General features: G+C 74.4%; 21 protein-coding genes. 8 read left to right on the plus strand and 13 right to left on the minus strand.

All coding sequences use genetic code 11. The features are described from left to right. Window positions 1-193 precede the first annotated feature (193 nt). Entirely contained in the window at window positions 194-1,024 is an 831-nt protein-coding gene (locus tag NFU81_RS27815) for a hypothetical protein (RefSeq protein WP_251495533.1), read from the plus strand. Here NFU81_RS27815 and NFU81_RS27820 read toward each other — a convergent pair. Further along, on the minus strand, window positions 990-1,472 hold the full coding sequence (locus tag NFU81_RS27820) for a carboxymuconolactone decarboxylase family protein (protein WP_251495456.1): 483 nt from the start codon (window positions 1,470-1,472) through the stop codon (window positions 990-992). The genes NFU81_RS27815 and NFU81_RS27820 overlap by 35 nt on opposite strands. Before the next feature lie 49 nt (window positions 1,473-1,521). On the opposite strand from NFU81_RS27820, the gene pdxR reads away from it, so the two are divergent. Continuing rightward, complete coding sequence (pdxR, locus tag NFU81_RS27825) at window positions 1,522-2,964, plus strand: MocR-like pyridoxine biosynthesis transcription factor PdxR (RefSeq protein WP_251495460.1); 1,443 nt, start codon at window positions 1,522-1,524, stop codon at window positions 2,962-2,964. 99 nt (window positions 2,965-3,063) lie between these two features. Here the strand turns inward: pdxR and NFU81_RS27830 are convergent, their stop codons facing one another. The 4 genes from NFU81_RS27830 to NFU81_RS27845 all read right to left on the minus strand — a co-directional run bounded on the left by NFU81_RS27830 (window position 3,064) and on the right by NFU81_RS27845 (window position 6,709). Further along, complete coding sequence (locus NFU81_RS27830; protein ID WP_251495463.1) at window positions 3,064-4,053, minus strand: malate dehydrogenase; 990 nt, start codon at window positions 4,051-4,053, stop codon at window positions 3,064-3,066. Window positions 4,054-4,242: 189 nt separating this feature from the next. Continuing rightward, a complete protein-coding gene (locus NFU81_RS27835) occupies window positions 4,243-5,019 on the minus strand; it encodes a helix-turn-helix domain-containing protein (RefSeq protein ID WP_251495466.1) in 777 nt (258 codons plus the stop codon). 438 nt (window positions 5,020-5,457) lie between these two features. Beyond that, entirely contained in the window at window positions 5,458-5,856 is a 399-nt protein-coding gene (locus NFU81_RS27840; protein WP_251495469.1) for a DUF3017 domain-containing protein, read from the minus strand. Continuing rightward, entirely contained in the window at window positions 5,846-6,709 is an 864-nt protein-coding gene (locus tag NFU81_RS27845) for a bifunctional methylenetetrahydrofolate dehydrogenase/methenyltetrahydrofolate cyclohydrolase (protein WP_251495472.1), read from the minus strand. The genes NFU81_RS27840 and NFU81_RS27845 overlap by 11 nt, the downstream gene beginning before the upstream one ends. A 141-nt stretch (window positions 6,710-6,850) precedes the next feature. Here NFU81_RS27845 and NFU81_RS27850 point away from each other — a divergent pair, with 141 nt between their 5' ends. Further along, window positions 6,851-7,516 carry an RDD family protein gene (locus NFU81_RS27850; protein WP_251495475.1) on the plus strand — a complete coding sequence of 222 codons (666 nt, stop codon included), beginning with the start codon at window positions 6,851-6,853 and terminating at the stop codon, window positions 7,514-7,516. Next, on the plus strand, window positions 7,513-8,016 hold the full coding sequence (locus tag NFU81_RS27855) for an RDD family protein (RefSeq protein WP_251495478.1): 504 nt from the start codon (window positions 7,513-7,515) through the stop codon (window positions 8,014-8,016). The genes NFU81_RS27850 and NFU81_RS27855 overlap by 4 nt, the downstream gene beginning before the upstream one ends. Before the next feature lie 79 nt (window positions 8,017-8,095). Here NFU81_RS27855 and purH read toward each other — a convergent pair whose 3' ends face one another. Continuing rightward, window positions 8,096-9,667 carry a bifunctional phosphoribosylaminoimidazolecarboxamide formyltransferase/IMP cyclohydrolase gene (gene purH / locus NFU81_RS27860; RefSeq protein WP_251495493.1) on the minus strand — a complete coding sequence of 524 codons (1,572 nt, stop codon included), beginning with the start codon at window positions 9,665-9,667 and terminating at the stop codon, window positions 8,096-8,098. Next, window positions 9,664-10,302 (minus strand): phosphoribosylglycinamide formyltransferase, encoded by a 639-nt coding sequence (gene purN, locus NFU81_RS27865; RefSeq protein WP_251495495.1) that lies wholly within the window; start codon window positions 10,300-10,302, stop codon window positions 9,664-9,666. The genes purH and purN overlap by 4 nt, the downstream gene beginning before the upstream one ends. A 285-nt stretch (window positions 10,303-10,587) precedes the next feature. On the opposite strand from purN, the gene NFU81_RS27870 reads away from it, so the two are divergent. Then, complete coding sequence (locus NFU81_RS27870; protein ID WP_251495498.1) at window positions 10,588-11,385, plus strand: hypothetical protein; 798 nt, start codon at window positions 10,588-10,590, stop codon at window positions 11,383-11,385. A gap of 328 nt (window positions 11,386-11,713) precedes the next feature. Here the strand turns inward: NFU81_RS27870 and NFU81_RS27875 are convergent, their stop codons facing one another. Continuing rightward, complete coding sequence (locus NFU81_RS27875) at window positions 11,714-12,961, minus strand: cell division protein PerM (protein ID WP_251495536.1); 1,248 nt, start codon at window positions 12,959-12,961, stop codon at window positions 11,714-11,716. Between the two features lie 129 nt (window positions 12,962-13,090). Here NFU81_RS27875 and NFU81_RS27880 point away from each other — a divergent pair, with 129 nt between their 5' ends. Next, entirely contained in the window at window positions 13,091-14,032 is a 942-nt protein-coding gene (locus tag NFU81_RS27880) for a SigE family RNA polymerase sigma factor (RefSeq protein ID WP_251495501.1), read from the plus strand. 72 nt (window positions 14,033-14,104) lie between these two features. Here NFU81_RS27880 and sucD read toward each other — a convergent pair whose 3' ends face one another. The 5 genes from sucD to NFU81_RS27905 all read right to left on the minus strand — a co-directional run bounded on the left by sucD (window position 14,105) and on the right by NFU81_RS27905 (window position 21,320). Continuing rightward, window positions 14,105-14,992, minus strand: a complete 888-nt coding sequence (gene sucD, locus NFU81_RS27885) for a succinate--CoA ligase subunit alpha (protein WP_251495504.1) — start codon at window positions 14,990-14,992, stop codon at window positions 14,105-14,107. A 21-nt stretch (window positions 14,993-15,013) separates the two neighbouring features. Beyond that, complete coding sequence (sucC, locus tag NFU81_RS27890; RefSeq protein WP_251495507.1) at window positions 15,014-16,186, minus strand: ADP-forming succinate--CoA ligase subunit beta; 1,173 nt, start codon at window positions 16,184-16,186, stop codon at window positions 15,014-15,016. 283 nt (window positions 16,187-16,469) lie between these two features. Next, on the minus strand, window positions 16,470-17,672 hold the full coding sequence (locus NFU81_RS27895) for a VWA domain-containing protein (RefSeq protein ID WP_251495510.1): 1,203 nt from the start codon (window positions 17,670-17,672) through the stop codon (window positions 16,470-16,472). Beyond that, entirely contained in the window at window positions 17,665-20,211 is a 2,547-nt protein-coding gene (locus tag NFU81_RS27900) for a DUF5682 family protein (RefSeq protein WP_251495513.1), read from the minus strand. The genes NFU81_RS27895 and NFU81_RS27900 overlap by 8 nt, the downstream gene beginning before the upstream one ends. Beyond that, window positions 20,208-21,320: an ATP-binding protein gene (locus tag NFU81_RS27905; RefSeq protein ID WP_251495515.1), complete on the minus strand. Its 1,113-nt coding sequence runs from the start codon at window positions 21,318-21,320 to the stop codon at window positions 20,208-20,210. The genes NFU81_RS27900 and NFU81_RS27905 overlap by 4 nt, the downstream gene beginning before the upstream one ends. Before the next feature lie 138 nt (window positions 21,321-21,458). Here NFU81_RS27905 and NFU81_RS27910 point away from each other — a divergent pair, with 138 nt between their 5' ends. Next, a complete protein-coding gene (locus tag NFU81_RS27910) occupies window positions 21,459-22,805 on the plus strand; it encodes an SWIM zinc finger family protein (RefSeq protein ID WP_251495518.1) in 1,347 nt (448 codons plus the stop codon). Window positions 22,806-23,064: 259 nt separating this feature from the next. Beyond that, window positions 23,065-23,282: DUF5691 domain-containing protein (locus NFU81_RS27915; protein WP_479688509.1), on the plus strand; the 218-nt coding region annotated here is incomplete at its 3' end.

Consider the following 23,282-nt stretch of genomic DNA (forward strand, 5'->3'; position numbering starts at 1 on the left):
GCGCGGGGAACTGCGCCACCAGCCACCACGGCGCTATAGACAAAGCACCCACCGCAAGGGGCAATCGCCCAGGGGCGCGGGGAACTGCGCCACCAGCCACGACGGCGCTGTAGACAGAGCGCCCGCCGCAGGGGGCAGGACCGGAGAGGGCGGGGGCACGCCCCGGGCCTAAGGTCGGGGGGTGATCGTTGGGATGGTGGCCGCGCTCGGCGCAGCCGTGTGCTTCGGCGTGGCGTCCGTGCTGCAGGCGATGGGCGCCCGCGCGGCAGAGCCCGGAAGCGGCTCGGGCGTGGACACCCGGCTGCTGGCCCGTGCGCTGGCCCAGCGCACGTACATCGCCGGGCTCGCCCTCGACGGCCTCGGCTTCGCACTGGAGCTGGTCGCCCTGCGCTCGCTGCCGATCTACGCGGTCGGCGCGGCGCTGGCCGCGAGCCTCGCGGTGACGGCCGTGGCGGCGAGCCGCCTGCTCAAGGCGGCGCTGAGCCGCGTCGAGTGGGCCGCCGTGGGCACCGTCTGCGGCGGCCTCGCCCTGCTGGGCCTGGCGGCCGGCGGCGAGGGCGACGGGCACGGCAGCACCGCACTGCGCTGGGGCACCCTCGTGGCGGCCGGCGCGGTGCTGCTGGTGGGGGCGGCCGCGGGGCGGCTGCCGGGCCGGGCCCGCGCCGCGGTGCTCGGCCTGGGCGCCGGCCTCGGCTTCGGCGTGGTCGAGGTCGCGGTCCGGCTGGTCGACGGCGTGACCAGCCCCCCGATCTATGCCCTGCTGCTCGGCGGCGGCGCCGCCTTCCTGCTGCTGACCTCGGCCCTGAGCCGGGGCTCGGTCACCACGGCGACCGCGGGAATGGTCATCGGCGAGACGATCGGCCCCGCCCTGGTCGGCGTTCTCGCCCTGCACGACCGCACCCGCCCCGGCTGGGCGCCGGTCGCCGTGGCCGGCTTCGCCCTGGCCGTGGTGGGCGCCCTGGTGCTGGCCCGTTTCGGCGAGGGCGGCGCTACGGGCGCGGAGCCGGCGACATCCGGCAGGTGACGCCGATGCGGTTCCACGCGTTCATTGCCACGCCCATCGCAATGAGCCGCGGCAGTTCGTCCTCGTCGAAGAGCTTCGCGGCCTCGTCGTAGACGTCGTCGGGCACGCCGTGCTCGCCCAGGTGCGTCATCGCCTCGGCAAGGGCCAGGGCGGCACGTTCGCGGGCGGTGAAGAAGGGGGTCTCGCGCCAGACCGTCACGCCGTAGAGCTTCTGCTCGGAGACACCGGTCTTGCGGGCGTCGGCGCTGTGCTTGTCGACGCAGTAGGCGCAGCCGTTGAGCTGGGAGATGCGGACCCTGACCAGCTCGCGGACCACCGGGTCGAGGCCCAGGGCCGCGGCCTTGTCGAGGGCGAACATCGCCTTGTAGAAGTCCGGCGCCTTCTCCATCAGGTCGATCCGGCGCACTGGTGCGGGAACGGCTTCGTCAGCCGGGGTATTCGTGGTCATGCAGCCACCGTAGACGCGAAGTGGCACTGCCCTGTGGTCCACTTGGAGCATGAACGAGTGGGCCACTCCGCGGCGCGGCAGCGGCAGTACCGACCTGCTGATCGACCTGGCGGGGCAGCGTACCCGGGCGGGCCTTGAGGAGGCGCTGCGCGCGGCCGTCAGGGACGGGCGGCTCGCGCCCGGCACCCGGCTGCCGTCCAGCCGGGTCCTGGCCCACGACCTGGGCCTGGCCCGCAACACGGTGGCCGACGCCTACAGCCAGCTCGTCGCCGAGGGCTGGCTCACCGCCCGGCAGGGCTCGGGCACCACCGTCGCCGAACGGCCCGCCGTGCCGGAGCGCCGCCCCGCGCGCAGGGTGCCCGACGCACCCCGCAGCGGCCCCGCCGACGTCTCCCCGCACCACACCGGGCTGCCCTACGTGCTGTGGCCCGGCTCCCCCGACCTGTCGTCCTTCCCGCGTGCCGCCTGGCTGCGGGCCGCCCGCCGCGCGCTGACCGCCGCGCCCAACGAGGCCTTCGGCTACGGCGACCCGCGCGGCCGCCCCGAGCTGCGCGCCGCGCTCGCCGACTACCTCGCCCGGGTCCGCGGGGTCCGCACCGACCCCGACCACCTGGTGGTCTGCACCGGCTACACCCAGGCCCTGGGCCTGCTGGCCCGCGTCCTGTACGGGCGCGGGGCGCGGCGGGCCGCCGTCGAGGCCATCGGCCTGCCCGACGCCCCGACGGTGCTGCGCGCGGCCGGGCTCGACCCCGTACCGCTCCCGGTCGACGCGGACGGCGCCCGGGTGGAGGACCTCGGACCCGGTGTCCCGGCGGTGGTGCTCACCCCGGCGCACCAGTTCCCGCTGGGGGTGTGCCTGTCCCCCGCGCGCCGCACGGCGGTGGTCGCCTGGGCCAGGTCCACCGGCGGGGTCGTCGTCGAGGACGACTACGACGGCGAGTTCCGCTACGACCGGCAGCCCGTCGCGGCGCTCCAGGCCCTCGCCCCCGACCAGGTCGTCTACGCCGGCACCGCCAGCAAGAGCCTGGCGCCCGGGCTGCGGCTGGCCTGGCTCGCGGTGCCGCCGCAACTGCTGGACGCGGTGGTGCGGGAGAAGCGGCTGGCCGACTTCCATTCCCCGGTGATCGACCAGTTGACGCTCGCGGAGTTCCTCCGCAGCGGGTCGTACGACCGGCACGTACGGCGCATGCGGGTGCGCTACCGCGCGCGGCGGGACCGGGTCGTGGAGACCCTGGCGCAGCGTGCGCCGGGCGTGCGGGTGTCCGGCATCGCCGCCGGGCTGCACGCGGTGCTCGACCTGCCGCCCGACGGTGCGCCCCTCGACGCCGTGCTCGCCCGCGCGCACCGCCTGGGGCTCGCTGTTCCCGGCCTCACCGCCTTCGGCGCCGCCCCCCACCACCCGCCGGCCCTGGTGGTCGGCTACGCCACCCCGCCCGACCACGCCTTCTCGACGGCGCTCGACCTCCTCTGCGAGGCGCTCACCCCGGCGTGAGGTGCCCGGACGCACGCCGGCCCCGCCGCTGGCGCTCAGCGGCGGGGCCGAAAGGGGTGCGGGGTGCTGCGGGGTGCTGCGGGTTACTCCGAACAGGCCTCAGATCAGGCCGAGTTCGCGTACCGCGGCACGCTCCTCCTCCAGCTCCTTGACGGACGCGTCGATGCGCGGCCGCGAGAACTCGTTGATCTCCAGGCCCTGGACGATCTCGAAGCTGCCGTCCTTGGTGGTGACGGGGAAGGACGAGATGAGGCCGGCCGGGACGCCGTAGGAGCCGTCGGAGACGATGCCCATCGAGGTCCAGTCGCCGTCGGCGGTGCCGTTGACCCAGGTGTGGACGTGGTCGAGGGCGGCGGACGCGGCGGAGGCCGCGGAGGAGGCGCCGCGGGCCTCGATGATGGCCGCGCCGCGCTTGGCGACGGTCGGGATGAAGGTGTCGGCGAGCCACTGCTCGTCGTTGACGACCTCGGCGGCGTTCTTGCCCGCGACCTCGGCGTGGAAGATGTCCGGGTACTGCGTGGCGGAGTGGTTGCCCCAGATGGTGACGCGCTTGATGTCGGAGACGGCCGCGCCGGTCTTCTTCGCCAGCTGCGCGATGGCCCGGTTGTGGTCCAGGCGGGTCATCGCGGTGAAGCGCTCGGCCGGGACGTCGGGGGCGGCGGACTGCGCGATGAGCGCATTGGTGTTCGCCGGGTTGCCGACGACCAGGACCTTGATGTCGTCGGCCGCGTGGTCGTTGATGGCCTTGCCCTGCGGCTTGAAGATGCCGCCGTTCGCCGCCAGCAGGTCGCCGCGCTCCATGCCCTTGGTGCGGGGGCGGGCGCCGACCAGCAGCGCGACGTTCGCACCGGCGAAGGCGACGTTCGGGTCGTCGGTGATGTCGATGCCGCGCAGCAGCGGGAACGCGGCGTCGTCCAGCTCCATGGCGGTGCCCTCCGCGGCCTTGAGGCCCTGCGGAATCTCCAGCAGCCTGAGCTTCACCGGCACGTCCGCGCCGAGCAGGTGGCCCGAGGCGATACGGAAGAGGAGGGCGTAGCCGATCTGGCCGGCCGCTCCGGTGACGGTGACGTTGACGGGAGTGCGAGTCATTGCCTTCTCCTGGCCTTTGCTGCGGTCTGCTGCGGTCGCGGGTTGGCCGCTACGGCAGTGGCCCGAGCGGCCCCGAACGCGGATCTCTCGTCGTCAAGAGAGCCACCCGTCAGGCTATCGCGCGCCGCGCCCGGCGTCGGACCGCGGTCGTGTGTCGACGGTCACCGCGCGGGGCGCCCCGGGGGTTGCTCAGCCGATGCAGACGCCGAGGACGATCAGGCCCAGGCACAGGCCGGTGTGCGTCGGGCTCGGGGTCGCGGTGGGGGCCGACGTGGGTGTCGCGCTGGGCGCCGAGGTGGCGGTGCCCGACACCGGCGGCGCGGGGGTGGCGGCCGGCGCCGACGTCGTGGCGGCGGGGGGCGCCGCCGGCGTGGTCTGCCCGGACGCGGACGCGGACGGTGACGCGGTGGCGCTGCCGGGCGTAAGGGTGCTCGTGCCGGCGGCGGTGCCGGGTACGCCGCTGTTCTGTGAGCCCGGCGTACGCCCCCGGCCCGGCGCGGACGGTGCGGACGCGCCGGTGGCCGCGGTGGCGGCGCCCGTGGGGTCGGCGCTGCCGCCGGGGGTGCGGCTGCCGCCCGTACCGGCCGTGAGGACGACCGCGAGCAGCGCGGCCACCGCGACCACCCCCGCGGCGGCCAGCAGCACCACCCGCCTGCGGCCGGCGGGCAGGCCGTCCTGCGCGCCCAGCGGGTCCAGCGGGTCGGGCTGCGGCACGGGCTTGCCCTGGCCGCGGTCGCCGGTGCCGGCCGAGGCCTTCTCCGCGAGCTTCCACAGGGCGCCGATGCGGTCGTAGTCCGCGCCGCTCGCCTGCGCCAGCACCTCGACGGCGGCCAGGGACGGCACTTTGGCGGCGGCGAGGTAGGAGGCCCACGCGTCGGCGGATTCCGCCGTGCGCGCGGCGAGCGCGGGGACCGTCAGGCCGCTGCGGTCCTTCATCCTGCGCAATTGCGTCGCGAGGCGCCGCATGTCCAGGGGGATGCGGTTTGCCAGTGGCTCCCACTGCCCCATGACGTGCCCTTCGTGTTCCACCGAATACCCGGGGAACACGGTAGTCCCCCGTTCACGCACGGGTGGTCTTCCCCCTAACTCCCCACTACCGCGGCGCGGTTGTGCTAAGGGGTGCCCCCTGCTGTGGCGTTGCTGCCTGCGGCTGCGTCGTGGCTTGTCGCGCAGTTCCCCGCGCCCCTGGGTGATTGCCCCTTGCGGTGCGTGCTTCGTCTACAGCGCCGTCGTGGCTGGGCGCGCAGTTCCCCGCGCCCCTGATGGCCTGCCCTCTTCCGCAGAGGGTGACCGTTTTTCAGGGGCGCGGGGAACTGGGGGAACTGCGCGACAAGCCACAGTGCGCCCGCGGACGCGGGATGGCATCGGCCACGCAGCAACCCGCGGATTTCCCGCCTCAACCGTTCATCGAACAGAGAAGTGGATGATGTCCTCGAGGAAGGGGATGCGGATCAGCGGGTCCGGCTGGGCCATCAGGGCCAGCAGGATGATCGCGACGCCCAGGATCCCGTACGTGATCACGTCGGTGAAGCGGGAGCGCACCGCGAGCATGCCCACCGACTGCATGCCCCAGCGCAGGGCGCCGCCGACGAGAAGGGCGAAGCCCACGATGATCGCGCCGGCGCGGAAGGCACCCGCGGCCGTCGTGACGAGGCCGATCACCGCTCCGGCGATGACCAGCAGGATGGGCCACTGGCGCGCGGGGGCCGGCGAGGAGCCGGACGCGGTGCGGCCGCCGCCCTCGGGGCGGGCGGTGGAGGTGGTCACCGCGGGGCGGCCGCCGGGGCCGAGGTCACCGGACATCGGCCGCCGCCCGTTCCGCCGCCTCCACCACGTTCTGCAGGAGCAGCGCCCTGGTCATGGGGCCGACGCCGCCGGGGTTCGGCGAGAGCCAGGCGGCGACCTCGGCCACACCGGGGTGGACGTCGCCGACGATCTTGCCGTGCTCGTCGCGGCTGACGCCGACGTCGAGGACGGATGCGCCCGGCTTGACGTCCTCGGGCTTGACGATGTGCGGCACGCCCGCCGCGGCCACGATGATGTCGGCCTGCCGCAGCTGCGCGGACAGGTCGCGCGTACCGGTGTGGCACAGCGTGACCGTCGCGTTCTCCGACTTGCGGGTGAGCAGCAGGCCGATCGAGCGGCCGACGGTGATGCCGCGGCCGACGACCACGACATGCGCGCCGTTGATGGCGACGCCGTGCCGCCGGAGCAGTTCGACGATGCCGTTGGGGGTGCAGGGCAGCGGCGCGGGCACGCCCAGCACCAGGCGGCCCAGGTTCGTCGGGTGCAGCCCGTCCGCGTCCTTGGCGGGGTCCATGAGTTCGAGCACCCGGTTGGTGTCGATGCCCTTGGGGAGCGGGAGCTGCACGATGTAGCCGGTGCAGTCGGGGTCGTCGTTGAGCTCGCGGACGACCGCCTCGATCTCCTCCTGCGTGGCGGTGCCGGGCAGTTCGCGCTGGATGGAGCCGATGCCCACCTGCGCGCAGTCGCGGTGCTTGCCCGCGACGTACCACTTGCTGCCCGGGTCGTCGCCGACCAGCAGGGTGCCGAGGCCGGGTGCGACTCCGCGGGCCTTGAGCGCCTGGACGCGCTCGGTCAGTTCGGACTTGATCGCGGCGGCGGTGGCCTTGCCATCGAGAATCTGGGCGGTCATGCCCCCATACTCCCGGATCGGGGCCGCGTCCGACCAATCCGTCCACTTCCTGTGCACCGTTGACCCTTGCGCCCCCGACGCGCTGGGCCGGACGATGTGGCGCATCCGTCCCGTCCGTCCCGCTCCCGAAGGAACCCGCACGTGAGTCAGCCACCCGGCCCCCCGAATCCTTACGGCGGCCCCCCGCAGCAGCCGTACGGCCAGCCGTACCCGCCCGGTATCCCGCCGCAGCCCTCCTACGGGCAGCAGCCGGGGTACGGCTTCCCGCAGCAGCCGCCGTACGGTGCCTACCCGCAGCCCGGCGGGCTGCCGCCCGGCATGCCGCCGCTGGCGAGCTGGGGAGCCCGGCTGGGGGCCTACCTGCTGGACTTCCTGATGTTCAGCCTGGTGCCGACCGGGCTGATCCTGGCGGGTGACCTGCCGTACAGCAAGAAGGTGCAGGACGCCAAGAACGCCTGCACCGACAAGGGCATCTCGACGAAGAACTGCGACCTGCCCGGCATGACCGGCTCCCAGGTGACGCTGATCCTGGTCGGCGCGGTGCTGAGCCTGGCCGTGCTGGTCTTCCTCAGCATCCGCGAGGGCAGGACGGGGCAGACGCCGGGCAAGAAGATCGTCGGCATCCGGCTGCTGCGCGAGGCGGACGGCTCCGCGCTCGGTTTCGGCCGCGCCTTCGGCCGCCGCTGGCTGCACTTCCTCGACTCGATACCCTGCGGCCTCGGCTTCCTGTGGCCGCTGTGGGACGGCAAGAACCAGACCTGGGCCGACAAGATGGTCCACACCGTGGTGATCAAGGACCAGTTTTGAGCAGCCTGGGGGGGCAGCCCGAGGAGGAGATCCCGGGCTACGCGCTCGATCTTGAGGCGGCGAAGTACGACCCGCTGGCGTCATCGCGACGCTATGAGCGCGGCCAGCTCGCCCACTGGGCGGTGCGGATCGCCTCCAGCGTGATCGACAGCGCCGTGATCGGCTGGCCCGTCATCGTGTTGTACACGGCAACGTCGGGGCACCGCCAATCGGAGGCGATGAACTACGTCCGCGTCCTGGAACTGGCGCTGCTGGTGATGGTGGCCTCCTGGGAGGGCCGCACCGGCCGCACGCCGGGCAAGGCGCTGCTGCGCCTGCGGCTGGTCGACCAGTTCGACGGGCAGCCGGTGGGCACGAAGCGGGCGTACCGCCGCCGGGTGGCGCATGCGCTGGATGCGCTGTCCTGCGGCCTCGGCTTTCTGTGGCCCCTGTGGGACGCCCAGCGGCAGACGTTCGCCGACAAGGTCACCAACGCCGTCGTGGTCACCCACGAGGCCTGACCGCGGACGCGGCGACGCACCGAGGCCGTACCCCTGGCGCGGGGTACGGCCTCGGTGCGTACGTGCGGGGCGGGGCGGCTCAGTGGAAGAAGTGCCGCGTGCCCGTCAGGTACATCGTCACGCCGGCCTTGGCCGCCGCCTCGATCACCGCTTCGTCGCGGATCGAGCCGCCGGGCTGGGCGACCGCGCGGACGCCCGCCTCGGCCAGCACCTCGAAGCCGTCGGGGAAGGGGAAGAAGGCGTCGGAGGCGGCGTACGAGCCGGCCGCGCGCTCGGCGCCGGCGCGGGCGACCGCGAGCTTGGCCGAGTCGACCCGGTTGACCTGGCCCATGCCGACGCCGACGGTGGCACCGTCCTTGGCGAGCAGGATCGCGTTGGACTTCACCGCACGCGACGCGCGCCAGGCGAAGGCCAGTTCGGCCAGCTCGTCCGCGGGGAGCGCGTCACCGGTGGCCAGCGTCCAGGTGGCCGGGTCGTCGCCCTCGGCCTGGAGGCGGTCCTTGACCTGGAGCAGGATGCCGCCCTCGATCGGCTTGTACTCGGTGACCGCGTCCGGGGCGGCGGCGACCCGCAGCACCCGGATGTTCTTCTTGCGGGCCAGCACCTCGACGGCGCCGTCTTCGTAGCCCGGGGCGACGATGACCTCGGTGAAGATCTCGGCGACCTGCTCGGCCATCTCGACCGACACCGGGCGGTTGACTGCGATGACCCCGCCGAAGGCGGACAGCGGGTCGCAGGCGTGCGCCTTGCGGTGCGCGTCGGCGACGTCGGAACCGACCGCGATACCGCACGGGTTGGCGTGCTTGATGATCGCCACGCAGACGCCTTCGTGGTCATAGGCGGCCCTGCGGGCGGCCTCGGTGTCCACGTAGTTGTTGTAGGACATCTCCTTGCCGTGCAGCTGCTCGGCGCCGGCCAGGCCGCCGCCGTCGCCGGTCACGTACAGCGCGGCGGGCTGGTGCGGGTTCTCGCCGTAGCGCAGCGTCTGGCGGCGGGTGAAGACCTCGCCGACGAACTCGGGGAACGCGCTGTCCGGGTCGGCCGCGTAGCCGTCGGCGAACCAGGACGCCACGGCCACGTCGTAGGCGGCGGTGTGCCGGAACGCCTCGGCGGCGAGCCGCTTGCGGGTGTGCAGGTCGAAGCCGCCGGCCTGGGCTGCGGCCAGCACGTCGGCGTAGCGGGCCGGGCTGGTGACCACGGAGACCGACGGGTGGTTCTTGGCGGCGGCGCGCACCATCGAGGGGCCGCCGATGTCGATCTGCTCGACGCACTCGTCGTCGCCCGCGCCGGACGCCACGGTCTCGCGGAAGGGGTAGAGGTTCACCACGACCAGCTCGAACGGCTGCACGCCCAGCTCGTCGAGCTGCCGGCGGTGGTCGTCGAGCCGCAGGTCGGCGAGGATGCCGGCGTGCACCCGCGGGTGCAGGGTCTTGACCCGGCCGTCCAGGCACTCGGGGAAGCCGGTCAGCTCCTCGACCGGGGTGACCGGCACCCCGGCGGCGGCGATCCGGCCGGCCGTCGAGCCGGTCGACACCAGCTCCACGCCCGCCTCGTGCAGGCCGCGGGCCAGCTCCTCAAGGCCGGTCTTGTCGTAGACGCTGATCAGCGCACGGCGGAAGGGCCGCTTGCCCTGGGTGTCTTCGGCGCTCATGCCGGAATCCGTACCTTTCGTCCTTCGATGCGGTAGCCGTCGCGCGACAGCCGCCCTACGACGTCGACCAGCAGCCGCCGCTCGACGTCCTTGATGCGCTCGTGGAGCGCTTCCTCCGTGTCGTCCACCGCGACCTCGACCACGCCCTGCGCGATGACCGGGCCGGTGTCGACGCCGTCGTCGACGAAGTGGACCGTGCACCCGGTGACCTTCGCGCCGTACGCGAGTGCGTCGCGTACGCCGTGCGCGCCGGGGAAACTCGGCAGCAGGGCGGGGTGGGTGTTGATGAACCGGCCGCCGAAGGCCGCCAGGAAGTGCTTGCCGACGATCTTCATGAAGCCGGCCGAGACGACGAGGTCCGGCTCGTACGCGGCCGTGGCCTCGGTCAGCGCGACGTCCCAGGCGGCGCGGTCCGCGTGGTCGCGGACCTTCACCACGAAGGTCGGCAGCCCGGCGCGCTCGGCCCGCTCAAGCCCCACGATGCCGTCGCGGTCGGCGCCGACCGCGACGATCCTGGCTCCGTAGGAGGGGTCGGCGTCGATGGCGTCGAGCAGCGCCTGCAGGTTCGTACCCGAACCGGAGACGAGGACGACGAGTCGGGTCGGGGCGTTGCGGGCGGGAGTGTGCGCGGCCACTGGCGGGGGCTCTTCTCTCGCTGAAAATCGTTCGGATGATCGTACGAGTCGGGGATTGGCCGGATTCCGGGGAACCCTACGAGACCGCCGACCGTCAGCAACGATACCGGCACTCCGCACGGCCCCCACGGGACGGGGGAGCGCGCGCGAGGTAGCGTCTGGCGGGAGCACGGGACTTCGCGCGCGCTGCGTGCGGGTGAACGTGATGTATCCGACACCTGTGTCACGTATGACTGGTAGAGCAGGACGGCGTTGAGCCCGGTACGAGGAGTCGAGCCCAAGGGGATGGCGCATCACATCATGAGCAGCGGCCGTAATCGTCTTGCGCTGCGCGCGCCCGAGGGCGACCAGGACCAGGACAATCCGTTTGCGCCGCCCCCCGAAGGGGCGCCGGACCGGCCCTGGGAGCCCAGGCGGCCCGAGGGTTCCGGCGGCGACGGGTCAGGGACCCCGGGTTCCTCCGGCGGCACGCCCCCGCCCCCGCCGCCCGTGCGGACGCCCGGGGCGCCCCAGGCGTGGGGCAGCCAGTGGAGCAACCGGCAGCCGCAGGACGGCCGCCCCGACCCGTACGGCCGCCGGCCCGACCCGAACCAGGGGCCGAACGGCCCGCAGGGCACCGGGCCGCGCTTCGACCCCACCGACCCGGCGCAGCGCCGCTCCCGCTACGCGCTGGTCTGCGGCGGCTGGGGCCTGATCTTCGCGGTGCTCGGCTGGGTCGAGGTCGGCCTGCTGCTCGGGGCGCTCGCCCTCTACTGGGGCATCAGCGCGCTGCGGATGTCCCCCGAGGACCGCGCCCAGGCCCGGGCCACCGCGGCGTCGGCGCTCGCCGACGCCACGCAGACGCCGCGGCCGACGCCGCCGGCTCCCGGGCCCGACGCGCAGCGGTCCTTCATGACCGCGGCGTGGACGGGGATCGTCACCAGCGCGGTGACGATCGCGATCGTCGCGTCGTCCTTCGCACTGCATCTCGCGTACCGCGACTACTACACCTGCAAGAAGGATGCGCTGACGACTCCGGCGTCGCAGGCCTGCCAGAAGCTCCTCCCGGAGCCGTTGCGCAGCGTCCCGGCCCTCCGCGGCTGAGCGATTCGCTCCGCGGGGGGGTGCCTCTCGCCCGGGGGTGCCCCCGGGGGCCGTCTCCGCGACCTTGCGGTCCGCGGTGGCCGGTCGCGCAGTTCCCCGCGCCCCCAGGTGACTGTCCCTTGCGGTGCGTTGCCTGCTGCGGCTGCGTCGTGGCTGGTCGCGCAGTTCCGCCCCCGGAGCTTCGCCTGGGGGTACCCCCGGCGCCTCCTGAAAACGGTCACCCTCTGCGCAGGGGGCAAGCCACCAGGGGCGCGGGGAACTGCGCGGCCAGCCGCGGCGGGGGGAAGGACGCACCGCCACGGCAAGTGGCAGCCGCCTGGCGGCGGGGTCAGCCCGGGATGCGCGGGGGATGCGCGGGCATCGGGGGGTACGGGGGAAGCGGGGGGAGATTCAGCACCCGGGACGACCGCGTGCGGGTCCAGGAGATGAGGGTGGCCGTCGGGAGGGCCAGGCCGAGAGGCCAGAGCGTGGCGGCGGCGGCCATCAGCCACCAGGTGGGGCCGAAAGCGGCAAGCGACCCCCTCCCCATGGCCCCGCCGGAGAACGCGGCGAGGACCGAGAAGGACAGCCCGCACACGGCGGAGGCGCCCGCCGCGACCACCGCTGTACGCCGTACCGTGAGCGCGGCCCGTACGCAGCAGACGGCCACCGCACCCCCCGCGAGAGCGGGCACCGCGAGTGCGGCCCACCCCAGTGCGTGGCTGCCGGGCGCCGGCACCGCGGCCAGCAGCGGGAAGCGCGGCAGCAGCGGATGCGGGGCCACGCCGCCGGGTGCCACCGTGCGGCCGGCGCCGACCAGGAAACCCGGCCCGAGGCCGTACGCGGCGGCCCACACCGCGAGGTTCGGCGCCAGCATCACGCACAGCAGCGCGACGGCCACCTGGCCGGCGAGCGGCCCGCTGAGCTGCCCGTAGGTGCGGCCGGCGGCACCGGCGTGCCAGGCGAGCGCGGCGCCGCCGACGAGCGCGCCGCCCCCGACGAGGACGGCGGTGCCGATCCCGCCGGCCCGTAGCGCGACGGCGGCGTCCGCGCCCCAGGGCACGTACCGTTCGAGCCGCGGCCGCCCGCTGCCGGCCCAGGTGCCCGCGGCGGTCACCGCGGCGGCGAAGAGCGGGACGTACACCGCCGCGGAGAGCGCGTCGACCCGCAGCGGCCCGCTCGCGGCGTAGAGGGTGACGGGCAACGCGACGCCCAGGTAGCCGCCCAGCACCCACCCCGCGGAGCGGGACGTGCTGTTGGCGACCGCCGACGCCGTCCCCCGGTGGAGAAGCCACGCGGGCAGCACGGTCAGCAGCAGCGGGGTGACGCCGATCGGGGCCGGCGCTCCGGAGAGCGTGCCCTCCCGCACCAGGTCGGCACCCTGTGCGAGCAGCCACAGCCCGCCGGCGAGGTGCAGCGCGCCGGCGAGTCCGCTGTCGGGGGACGGCGAGACGACCCAGAGCAGCAGCACGACCGCGGTGAGCGCGGCGAGCGCGAGCCCGGCCGCGGCCACTCCGGCCGAGACGGCGGACGCGCGGGCCGCGGCGAGTTCCCGCCCGGTCCCGGCGGGCGGGTAGGGCTGGGCCTGTTCCGTCATCTGGGTCACGACGCCCCATGGTGCCAAGAACACCCGTTTCGCCCCTGCAGCAGGCGGTTGGTCGTCGTGTCGCCCATGATGTGCCGTATACATGCTTTTTTGTGACCGTCGGACGAAAGGGCCTTACCGGTGAGCGGGCGCAAACGGCCACACAGGACCCGGTCCCAAACCACCCCCGGCGCCGGGGCGCCCCGCACCTCGGCCACCGCCACCGCACCCGCTCCCCCGCCGGCACCCAAGACCGGGCGGCCGCACAAGCCGGGTCCCGCGGCCGGGCGACCCGGCGGGTCACCGCCGAGTCCCGTCCGGGTACGGGTCGTCTACCGGCCGGTCGCCGCCACCGTCCTGGCGGCAGGTACAGACGGGGCCGCCGACCCCGAGGAGGCGTTCGACGCGCTCTACCTGCACAGCGCCGGCGCCCTGCGGCGGCAGGTCGCCATCCTGACGGGGGATCGGCGGCTCGCGGCACGCGCCGTGCAGCGGGCGTTCGACCTGGCCTGGCAGCGGTGGCCCGAGGTGGCGCGGGACAGCGACCCGCCCGGATGGGTGCGGGCGGCGGCGCACACGTACGCGATGGTGCCGTGGCAGCGCGTCCTGCGCCGTCGCCGCCGCAAGGCCTCCGCGCAGCAGGGCGCCTTCGCCCACGCGCTCGTACGGCTGCACTGGGAGCGGCGGCGGGCACTGCTGCTGCACGACGGGCTCGGGCTGAGCCTGGTGGAGACGGCCGCGGAGGCCGAATCGAGCACGACGGCCGCCGCGTCGCGGATCATCGGCGCCCGGCGGCAGTTGGCCGCGGCGGCGCCGGACGACTACCAGGGCGGCGACGCGGCCCCGCAGCTGACGGTGATGCTGGCTGCGGAGCCCGACCCGCCCGGCGGGGAGCCGCACCCCTCGGGCGTCCGCAGGGCCAGCGAGCGCGGGGTGCGGCGGCGTACGGTCGGGGCCTTCGCGGCGGCCGGCGCGATCGTGCTGGCCGTCACCGTCGGGATGATCGTCGGACCGCAGCACGGCGCCCCGCCGCGGCACGGCCCCGCGCACCAGCAGCCGGCCGAGCCGTCGGCGGGCGGCTGACGGTTGCGGAAAACGGCGCGGGCGGCCCGCCCCCACAAGGGGACGGACCGCCCGGCACGGGTGGACCCGGGGTCAGCCGACGAGGATCTCGCGGGCCAGCCTGGCGGTCTCGGACGGGGTCTTGCCGACCTTCACGCCCGCGGCCTCCAGGGCCTCCTTCTTGGCCTGCGCGGTGCCGGAGGAGCCGGAGACGATGGCGCCTGCGTGGCCCATGGTCTTGCCCTCGGGCGCGGTGAAGCCGGCGACGTAGCCGACGACCGGCTTCGTCACGTGCTTCTCGATGAAGGCCGCGGCCCGCTCCTCGGCGTCGCCGCCGATCTCGCCGATCATGACGATCAGGTCGGTGTCGGGGTCGGCCTCGAACGCGGCGAGCGCGTCGATGTGCGTGGTGCCGATGATCGGGTCGCCGCCGATGCCGACCGCGGACGAGAAGCCGATGTCGCGCAGCTCGTACATCATCTGGTAGGTCAGCGTGCCGGACTTCGACACCAGGCCGATGCGGCCGGGCTTGGTGATGTCACCCGGGATGATGCCGGCGTTGGACTGGCCGGGGGTGATCAGGCCGGGACAGTTCGGGCCGATGATCCGGGTCTTGTTGCCCTTCTGCTGGGCCAGCGCCCAGAACGCGGCGGAGTCGTGCACCGCGACGCCCTCGGTGATCACGACGGCCAGCGGGATCTCGGCCTCGATGGCCTCGACCACGGCGTCCTTGGTGAACTTCTCCGGGACGAAGATGACCGTCACGTCAGCGCCGGTGGCCTCCATGGCCTCCTTGACGCTGCCGAAGACCGGGACCTCGCGGCCCTGGTCGAAGGTGACGGTGGTGCCGGCCTTGCGCGGGTTGACACCGCCGACGATGTTCGTGCCGTCGCCGAGCATCAGCGTGGTGTGCTTCATGCCGGTGGCGCCGGTCATGCCCTGGACGATGACCTTGCTGTCCTTGGTGAGGAAGATAGCCATGGTTGTCTGTGTCCTCGTCCCTTACTTCGCGGCCAGCTCGGCGGCCTTGTCGGCCGCGCCGTCCATGGTGTCCACCCGCTGCACCAGAGGGTGGTTCGCGTCGGACAGGATCTTGCGACCCAGCTCCGCGTTGTTGCCGTCCAGGCGCACGACCAGCGGCTTGGTGACGTCCTCGCCCTTGGACTTGAGCAGCGCCAGGGCCTGCACGATGCCGTTGGCGACCTCGTCGCAGGCGGTGATGCCGCCGAAGACGTTGACGAACACGGACTTGACGTCCGGGTCGCCGAGGATGATCTCCAGGCCGTTGGCCATGACCTCGGCGGAGGCGCCGCCGCCGATGTCCAGGAAGTTGGCAGGCTTCACGCCGCCGTGCGCCTCACCGGCGTAGGCGACGACGTCGAGGGTGGACATCACCAGGCCCGCGCCGTTGCCGATGATGCCGACCTCGCCGTCGAGCTTGACGTAGTTGAGGCCCTTGGCCTTGGCCTTGGCCTCCAGCGGGTTGGCGGCGGCCTTGTCCTCCAGCGCCTCGTGCTCCGGCTGCCGGAAGGCGGCGTTCTCGTCGAGCGAGACCTTGCCGTCGAGCGCGACGATCTTGCCCTCGCCGGTCTTGACCAGCGGGTTGACCTCGACCAGCAGGGCGTCTTCCTTGATGAAGACGGTCCACAGCTGCTGCAGCACGTCGGCGACCTGGTCGGCGATGTCGGCGGGGAACTTCGCCGCGGCGACGATCTCGGCGGCCTTCTCCGGGGTCACGCCCTCCAGTGCGTCCACCGCGACCTTGGCGAGCGCGTCCGGGTTCTCCTCGGCGACGACCTCGATCTCGACGCCGCCCTCGACCGACGCCATGGCCAGGAAGGTGCGGTTGGTGCGGTCCAGCAGGAAGGAGACGTAGTACTCCTCCTTGATGTCCGCGGTCTCGGCCAGCATCACCTTGTGGACGGTGTGGCCCTTGATGTCCATCCCGAGGATGGCCTCGGCCTTGGCGACCGCGTCGGCCGGGTCGGCGGCGAGCTTCACACCGCCGGCCTTGCCGCGGCCACCCACCTTGACCTGCGCCTTGACGACCGCACGGCCGCCCAGTCGCTCCGCCGCCGCGCGTGCCGCCTCAGGCGTGTCGATGACTTCACCGGCCAGCACCGGTACACCGTGCTTGGCGAAGAGATCCCTCGCCTGGTACTCGAACAGGTCCACGCGCGTCCGTCTCCCTTTTCCCTGGAATCCGCTGGAAGTAAGCCTGGATGTCACTCCGGCGTAGACAGGTGGCTGCCGCCGTGAGTGCAGCGCCGCCTGCCGGCTGGGCGTGCCGCTACGGGCAGGGCGACTGCACGTCACCAGCTGTCACCAGGGAAGCGCACGCGGTGTCCGAGTACGCGGCATGTCCGTCTTGCAGGTTATCGCCGCGCGAGGGCGCGTCCTAAATCGCGGATCGCTTGTGAGCGGTGAGAACGGTCACAGATCGCTGTCCGCCCGGGTCTCACGCCTCGGGTATCGGGATGCGGCGCTTCTCGATCGCCGCGGCCATCACGTCGGGGAAAAGGTCGGGCGTGCAGGCGAAGGCGGGGGCGCCGAGTGCGGCCAGCGCCGCCGCGTGGTCCCGGTCGTAGGCGGGCGCACCCTCGTCGGACAGCGCGAGCAGCGCCACGAACTGCACCCCCGACGCCTTCATCGCCGCGACCCGCTTCAGCATCTCGTCCCTGATGCCGCCCTCGTAGAGGTCGCTGATCAGTACGACCACCGTCTCGGCCGGCCGGGTGATCAGCGACTGGCAGTACGCCAGCGCCCGGTTGATGTCGGTGCCGCCGCCGAGCTGGGTGCCGAACAGCACGTCGACCGGGTCGGCGAGCTGCTCGGTCAGGTCGACCACGGCGGTGTCGAAGACCACCAGCCGGGTGTCGATGGACCGCATCGAGGCCAGGACCGCGCCGAAGACCGAGGCGTAGACGACGGACGCGGCCATCGACCCGGACTGGTCGATGCACAGCACCACGTCCTTCTTCACCGAGCGGTCCGCGCGGCCGTAGCCGATCAGCCGCTGCGGCACGACGGTGCCGTGCTCGGGCAGGTAGTGCCGCAGGTTGGCCCGGATGGTGCGGTCCCAGTCGATGTCGCGGTGCCGGGGCCTGCTGACCCGCGCCGACCGGTCCAGCGCCCCGGTCAGGGTGGCCCGGGTACGGGTCGCGAGCCGGGCCTCCAGGTCGTCGACGACCTTCCTGACCACGGCCCGCGCGGTCTCCTTCGTCGTCTCGGGCATCGCCCGGTTCAGCGACAGCAGGGTGCCGACCAGGTGGACGTCGGCCTCCACCGCCTCCAGCATCTCCGGTTCGAGCAGCAGCGCGGACAGCCCGAGCCGGTCGATGGCGTCGCGCTGCATCACCTGGACGACGGAGCTGGGGAAATACCGGCGGATGTCGCCGAGCCAGCGGGCGACCTGCGGCGCCGACCCGCCGAGCCCCGCGGAACGCTCCGCGCCGCCGTCCGGCCGCCCGGCCGTGGCGCCGCCCGAGCCGTAGAGCGCGGCCAGCGTGCGGTCCATCGCCGCGTCGCGCCCCGCCGGCTCGTGCCCCGTCCCGTCCGCCGGGCCGCCGCCCAGCACCAGCCGCCACCGCCGCAGCCGCTCGTCGCCCGCCTGTGCGGCCCCGGTGCTCCCGGCGGCCCCCGCCGTCAGCCGGTCAGTCATCGTCCGCTTCCCCCTCGCCTTGCGTGCCCAGGTCGGTCGTCGTGGTCGTGCCCAGCAGCAACCGCACGGTGTGGGCCGCCGCGTCCGCCCTGGCCGGGTCGAGGGTGGCGCCGAAACCGGGCAGGCCCGGCTCCGCGCCCGCGCCGCCCGGCCGCCGGCCCGCGGACGGCCCGCGCCGCACCAGCTCGCCGACCGTGCGCCGCACCCCGGGCTCGAACTCGGCGAACGTCCGCCGCAGCAGCGGCAGCACATCGTCGAACGCCGCCGCCGGCACCCCGGCCAGCCACCCGTCCACCAGCGCGAGCAGCTTCTCGTCGTGCACCAGCAGCATCCCGCCGCCGGCGAGGAAGCCCTCGATCCAGCCCGCCGACTCGGCGGGACCCGTGCCCGCCGACAGCGCCAGGCCCATCAGCCGCGCCGCCTCCTCCGCGTCCAGCCGCCCGTCGTCCCGCAGCAGCCGGGCGGCGGCGCCGCGCAGCAGCCCCGGTATCCCGCCGTCGCGTTCCGCCACGCTGCGCAGCGCGGCCGCCCAGCGGTCCCGCAGCGCCGGGTCCGGCAGCAGGGCGACCGCCCGGTGCACCTCGTCGACATGCGCGCGCATCGCCGCGGCACCGTCCGCGTCGAGCCCCGAGCAGGCCGGCGGCAGCCCGACGCTGATCCGCAGCGCCAGCCCCGCGGCGACCTCGCCGAGCGCGGCCGAGTCCGTGCCGCGCACGTCGCCGTACCGCACCGCCCGCACCAGCGCGGGCAGCGCCGCCGCCAGGTGTGCCACGTCGGTGTCCAGCGCCGCCCGGTCCGCCAGTACCCGCATCACCACCGGCAGCGCGTCCGGCAGATCGGCCAGCAGGCACGCCTCGGCTGTCGCCGTGACCTCGGCGAGGGTGGCGGAGTGCACCGCCGCGTCCGACGCCCTCGCCGTGGCCGCGGCCACCACCGTCGTCCCCCATATCCCGGCCTCGGCGACCCGCACCGCCAGCTCCGGTTCCCAGCGCAGCCGCCAGGTCTCCCGGAAGGTGCCCTTGCTGTCCCGCCCCCTGGCCGGCTCGCCCCAGCCGATACCGAGCAGCACCAGCCGGTGCAGCAGCCGGCTGCGGGCCGCGTCGGTGTCCTTGCGCAGGTCGAGGTCGAGTTCTCGCTCCAGCGCCTCCGGTTTGAGCCGCAGGGTGCGCTGCTGCCTGGCCAGGTCACGGGCCAGCGGCACCGCGGGCGCGTCGGGCGGGACCTCGCCGAGGACGTCGCCGACCACCAGCCGGTCCCGTATCAGGGCCAGTGGCACATCCGACCCCTCGCACATCACGGCCCGGATCGCGTCCGTGGTCTCCCCGAGGCCGGCCAGCGGCCGGCCGCGCATCGCCGCGAGGGTGTCGGCGAGCCGCACGGCCTCGATGACATGCGCCGACGAGACCGGCAGGTCCTCCTCCCGCAGCAGCCCCGCGACCTTCGTCATCCACCGGGTGACCGGCCGGTCGGCGGCGGTGAACAGGTGGCGGTACCAGCCCGGCGAGTCGATGCCCGCGCCGTAGCCGCTCGCGCGGGCCAGCCGGCGGTGCGTCCACGGCACCCAGGTCGTCTCGACCTTCGCCTTCGGCAGGCCCTTGAGCAGCTGCCGGTCCGCGGCGACCGCCGTACGCGCCGCCAGCGCCGGCACATGCCACGCCCCGCACACCACCGCCGTCCGCTCGTACGCCCGCCGCGCCTCGCGCAGCCTGAGCCGCATATGCGCTTCCCGCACCGGGTCCTGGAGGTGCCCGCCGTCGCCGTGGATGGCCCGGATCGCGCCCATCGCCTCGGCCAGCGCGGCGAACGGGGCCAGCGGGTCGCCGGAATCCGGGCTGCCGTCCGCGGTGCCGCCGCGGTGCTCGACCGCGTCCTCCCACCACCGCTCGGGGTCGTCGTACCCGGCGGTCTCGGCCAGCACGGCCAGCGGGTCGACCCGCACGTCCGCCGCCGCGGCCGCCTCCGGCCCCGACCCGCCGGGGGCAGCGCCGGGATCGGTGGCCGGGTCCTCGCCCGTCGCCGGGCGCAGGGCCAGGCTGTGGGCGGCCGGGAGGTCGATGAAGCGGACCTCGGCGCCCGCCTTCGTGGCCCACCGCAGGGCGACCCACTCCGGCGAGAACTCGGCGAACGGCCAGAACGCGGCGCGCGCCGGGTCGTCCACCACATGCGCCAGCAGCGCCACCGGCGGCCGCATCGCCGGGTCACCGGCCAGCCCGACCAGCACGTCGGCCTCCGGCGGCCCCTCGATCAGGACCGCCTGCGGCCGGTACGCCTCCAGCGCCGCCAGCACCGCCCGCGCGGACCCCGGCCCGTGATGCCGCACCCCCAGCAGCACCACGTCCTCCGCGGCCTCCGCCGCACCGGCCGCCCGCGCCACCGCGGTGGCCGCCGCACGATCAACGGCGTCCACCCCCTCCACGGCAGCACGGAACCCGGCGCCGGCTCCCTCGCCGCCCGTCGCGGTCGCGGCCGCCCCCTCCGCGGTCGCACCGCCCAGGGCGGGTCGCGTGGCCGCGGCGTCCGCGGCGGTGCGCGCGGTCATGACGACACCTCGCGGCAGGCCCGGTAGAAGTCCTTCCAGCCGTCGCGCTCCCTGACGACCGTCTCCAGATACTCCTGCCAGATCAGGCGGTCCGCCGCCGGGTCGCGGACGACCGCGCCGAGGATGCCGGCCGCGATGTCGCCCGCACGCAGCACCCCGTCACCGAAGTGGGCGGCCAGCGCGAGGCCGTTGGTCACCACCGAGATCGCCTCGGCCGTCGACAGCGTGCCCGAGGGGGACTTGACCTTGGTGCGGCCGTCCTCGGTGACACCGCCGCGCAGCTCGCGGAAGACCGTGACGACCCGGCGGATCTCGTCGGCGCCGCGCGGAGCGGCCGGCAGGTCGAGGCCCGCACCGATCTGCCCGACCCGGCGGGACACGATCTCCACCTCGTCCTCCGCGCTGGCGGGCAGCGGCAGCACCACCGTGTTGAAGCGGCGGCGCAGCGCGCTCGACAGGTCGTTCACCCCGCGGTCGCGGTCGTTCGCGGTCGCGATGAGGTTGAAGCCGCTGACGGCCTGCGTCTCCGTGCCCAACTCCGGTATCGGCAGCGTCTTCTCCGACAGGATCGTGATCAGCGAGTCCTGCACGTCGGCCGGGATGCGGGTCAGCTCCTCCACCCGGGCGATCCGGCCCTCCGCCATCGCCCGCATCACCGGGCTGTGCACCAGGGCGTCACGGCTCGGGCCGTGGGTGAGCAGCTGCGCGTAATTCCAGCCGTAGCGGATCGCCTCCTCCGGCGTGCCCGCCGTGCCCTGCACCAGCAGCGTGGAGTCGCCGCTGATCGCGGCGGCCAGGTGCTCCGACACCCAGGTCTTCGCGGTGCCCGGCACTCCGAGCAGCAGCAGCGCCCGGTCGGTCGCGAGGGTGGTGACGGCCACCTCCACGATCCGCCGCGGCCCCACGTATTTGGGTGTGACGACGGTGCCGTCCGGCAGCGTCCCGCCGAGCAGATAGGTGGCGACAGCCCACGGGGACAGCTTCCAGCGCGCCGGGCGCGGGCGGTCGTCAGCGGCGGCGAGCGCGCCCAGCTCGGCCGCGAAGGCCTCCTCGGCGTGCGGCCGCAGGGCCTGCTCGGCGCCGGCCGCGGCGCTCGTCGTAGCGGTCATGGCTCTCCCCCACTCATCGGAACGGACCCGCTCGATCCGTACTGCTCCCACCTTGCACCCCACCACTGACAATCCGTCACCGCCCGCTATCCGCGCAGGTCAGAGGGATTGTCAGTGGTCGGTCCTAGCGTGGTCTGCATGGAGGAGACGGAAGCTCGGTGGACAGCGGACCAGGTGCTCTCGCTCGCGCCTGACGCGGCGTCACGCTCCGCGGGCGCGCGCCTCGCGGCGCCCGCGCCGTGGTCCGGCACGGGGGCGGCGGGCGCGGCGGTGTGGGGGCTGTGCGCGGGCAGCGGGAGCAGGCCCTATCAGACGGTGGTCGATCTGAGCGGGCCGGCGTTCGCGTGCTCGTGCCCGAGCCGGAAGTTCCCGTGCAAGCACGCGCTGGGGCTGCTTCTGCTGTGGGCGGCGGGGGACGGCGGCCCGGTCGCCGCGGGGGCGGCCGCGCCGGAGTGGGCCGAGCAGTGGACGGCCGCGCGCCGGAAGAAGGCGGAAGCGGCCGCTTCGGCGCCGGACCCCGGCCCCGATCCGGACGCCGAGGCGGCCGGCCGGGAGGCCGCCAGGAAGCGGGCGGAGCGGCGTTCGGTGCGGGTGGAGGGCGGTGCGGCCGAGCTGGAGCAGCGGCTCACCGACCTGCTGCGGGGCGGTCTCGCGGGCTCCGACCGCGCCGGGTATCAGCAGTGGGACGAGATCGCGGCCCGCATGGTCGACGCGCAGGCCCCCGGGCTCGCCGCTCGCGTAAGGGAGTTGGGGGCGGTGGCCGGCTCGGGGGGCGACTGGCCGTCGCGCATGCTGGAGGAGGCGGGCCTGCTGCATCTGCTGGCCCGCGGCTTCCTCGGCCGGCAGCGGCTGCCCGGTCCGCTCGCGGAGACGGTGCGGACGCGGATCGGTTTCACCGTCGACTCCGCGGAGGTGCTCGCGGGGCCGCTGGTCAGGGGGCAGTGGCTGGTCCTCGCGCAGTACGACACGGCGGACGAGCGGCTGACGACCCGGCGGATCTGGCTGTACGACGGGGAGTCGGGCCGGTTCGCGCTCGTCCTCTCCTTCGGAGCGGCCGGCCGCGCGCCCGAGCTGACCCTCCCGGTCGGCACGGTGCTCGACGCCGAAGTGGCCTTCCACCCGGCCGCGGTGCCCCTGCGGGCGGTCCTCGGTACGCGGTACGGCACGGGTGTGCCCGAGGACGTGCCCCCGGGCACCTCGATCGGTGCCGCACTCGACTCCTACGGCACCGCCCTCGCCGACGATCCCTGGCTCGACGCCTGGCCCGTCCTCCTCACCGACGTCGTCCCCCTCCCGGGTCAGGACCGCTGGCGGCTCGCCGATGCCACGACGGATGCGGCGGTGCCGTTGCTCGGCGCCGACCATTGGCGCCTCGCAGCTATATCCGGAGGGCGCCCCGTCACGCTCTTCGCGGAGGCCGACGCGATGGGCTTCCGCCCCCTGGCGGGTTGGACGCGGGCCTCTCCGAGGGCGGTGGCGTTGTAAGCGCCCGCGAGTGCCACGTGCTGTGGCGTTGCCACCGTCCCGCCGTCGTGGTGCGCGCGCGGTTCCGCCCTCAGAGCTTCGCCTGGGAGTACCCCAGCACCTCCTGAAAAACCGTCACCCTCTGTCCAGAGGATGGGCGCTCCTCAGAGGCTCGGGGAACCGCGAGCCCAGCCGGGACCGCGCCCGCAGACGAACAACGCACCGCATCACGCGAAGTGAACCGCCGCAGCGCAGGCGCTGCAGAGGAAGGGGGAAAGGGATGGACGTCGGGTGGGACGACCTGGTCGGGAGCGCGTTGCTCGGGACGGAGCGGCGGCGGCCGGGCGGCGTGGTGGGGGACGCGGAGGAGACGGCCGCGGGGCTGCTGGACGCCGCGGCCGCGGGAGTGGTGCGCCGCAGGTCCGGGCTGCGGCCCGGCGCGGCCGGGGAGCGGCCCCCGGTGGCCGCGGAGGACCGGCGGGCGGAACTGCCCGACGC

Origin of the sequence: Actinacidiphila cocklensis (genome assembly GCF_907177275.1) — a bacterium.
Taxonomy (GTDB): domain Bacteria; phylum Actinomycetota; class Actinomycetes; order Streptomycetales; family Streptomycetaceae; genus Actinacidiphila; species Actinacidiphila cocklensis.

Coding starts and splice junctions, on each gene's coding strand:
- NFU81_RS27815 (WP_251495533.1), top strand. CDS start 194: ATGGTGGCCGCGCTCGGCGCAGCCGTGTGCTTCGGCGTGGCGTCCGTG.
- NFU81_RS27820 (WP_251495456.1), bottom strand. CDS start 1,472: ATGACCACGAATACCCCGGCTGACGAAGCCGTTCCCGCACCAGTGCGC.
- pdxR (WP_251495460.1), top strand. CDS start 1,522: ATGAACGAGTGGGCCACTCCGCGGCGCGGCAGCGGCAGTACCGACCTG.
- NFU81_RS27830 (WP_251495463.1), bottom strand. CDS start 4,053: ATGACTCGCACTCCCGTCAACGTCACCGTCACCGGAGCGGCCGGCCAG.
- NFU81_RS27835 (WP_251495466.1), bottom strand. CDS start 5,019: ATGCGGCGCCTCGCGACGCAATTGCGCAGGATGAAGGACCGCAGCGGC.
- NFU81_RS27840 (WP_251495469.1), bottom strand. CDS start 5,856: ATGTCCGGTGACCTCGGCCCCGGCGGCCGCCCCGCGGTGACCACCTCC.
- NFU81_RS27845 (WP_251495472.1), bottom strand. CDS start 6,709: ATGACCGCCCAGATTCTCGATGGCAAGGCCACCGCCGCCGCGATCAAG.
- purH (WP_251495493.1), bottom strand. CDS start 9,667: ATGAGCGCCGAAGACACCCAGGGCAAGCGGCCCTTCCGCCGTGCGCTG.
- NFU81_RS27870 (WP_251495498.1), top strand. CDS start 10,588: ATGGCGCATCACATCATGAGCAGCGGCCGTAATCGTCTTGCGCTGCGC.
- NFU81_RS27875 (WP_251495536.1), bottom strand. CDS start 12,961: ATGACGGAACAGGCCCAGCCCTACCCGCCCGCCGGGACCGGGCGGGAA.
- sucD (WP_251495504.1), bottom strand. CDS start 14,992: ATGGCTATCTTCCTCACCAAGGACAGCAAGGTCATCGTCCAGGGCATG.
- NFU81_RS27895 (WP_251495510.1), bottom strand. CDS start 17,672: ATGACTGACCGGCTGACGGCGGGGGCCGCCGGGAGCACCGGGGCCGCA.
- NFU81_RS27900 (WP_251495513.1), bottom strand. CDS start 20,211: ATGACCGCGCGCACCGCCGCGGACGCCGCGGCCACGCGACCCGCCCTG.
- NFU81_RS27905 (WP_251495515.1), bottom strand. CDS start 21,320: ATGACCGCTACGACGAGCGCCGCGGCCGGCGCCGAGCAGGCCCTGCGG.
- NFU81_RS27910 (WP_251495518.1), top strand. CDS start 21,459: ATGGAGGAGACGGAAGCTCGGTGGACAGCGGACCAGGTGCTCTCGCTC.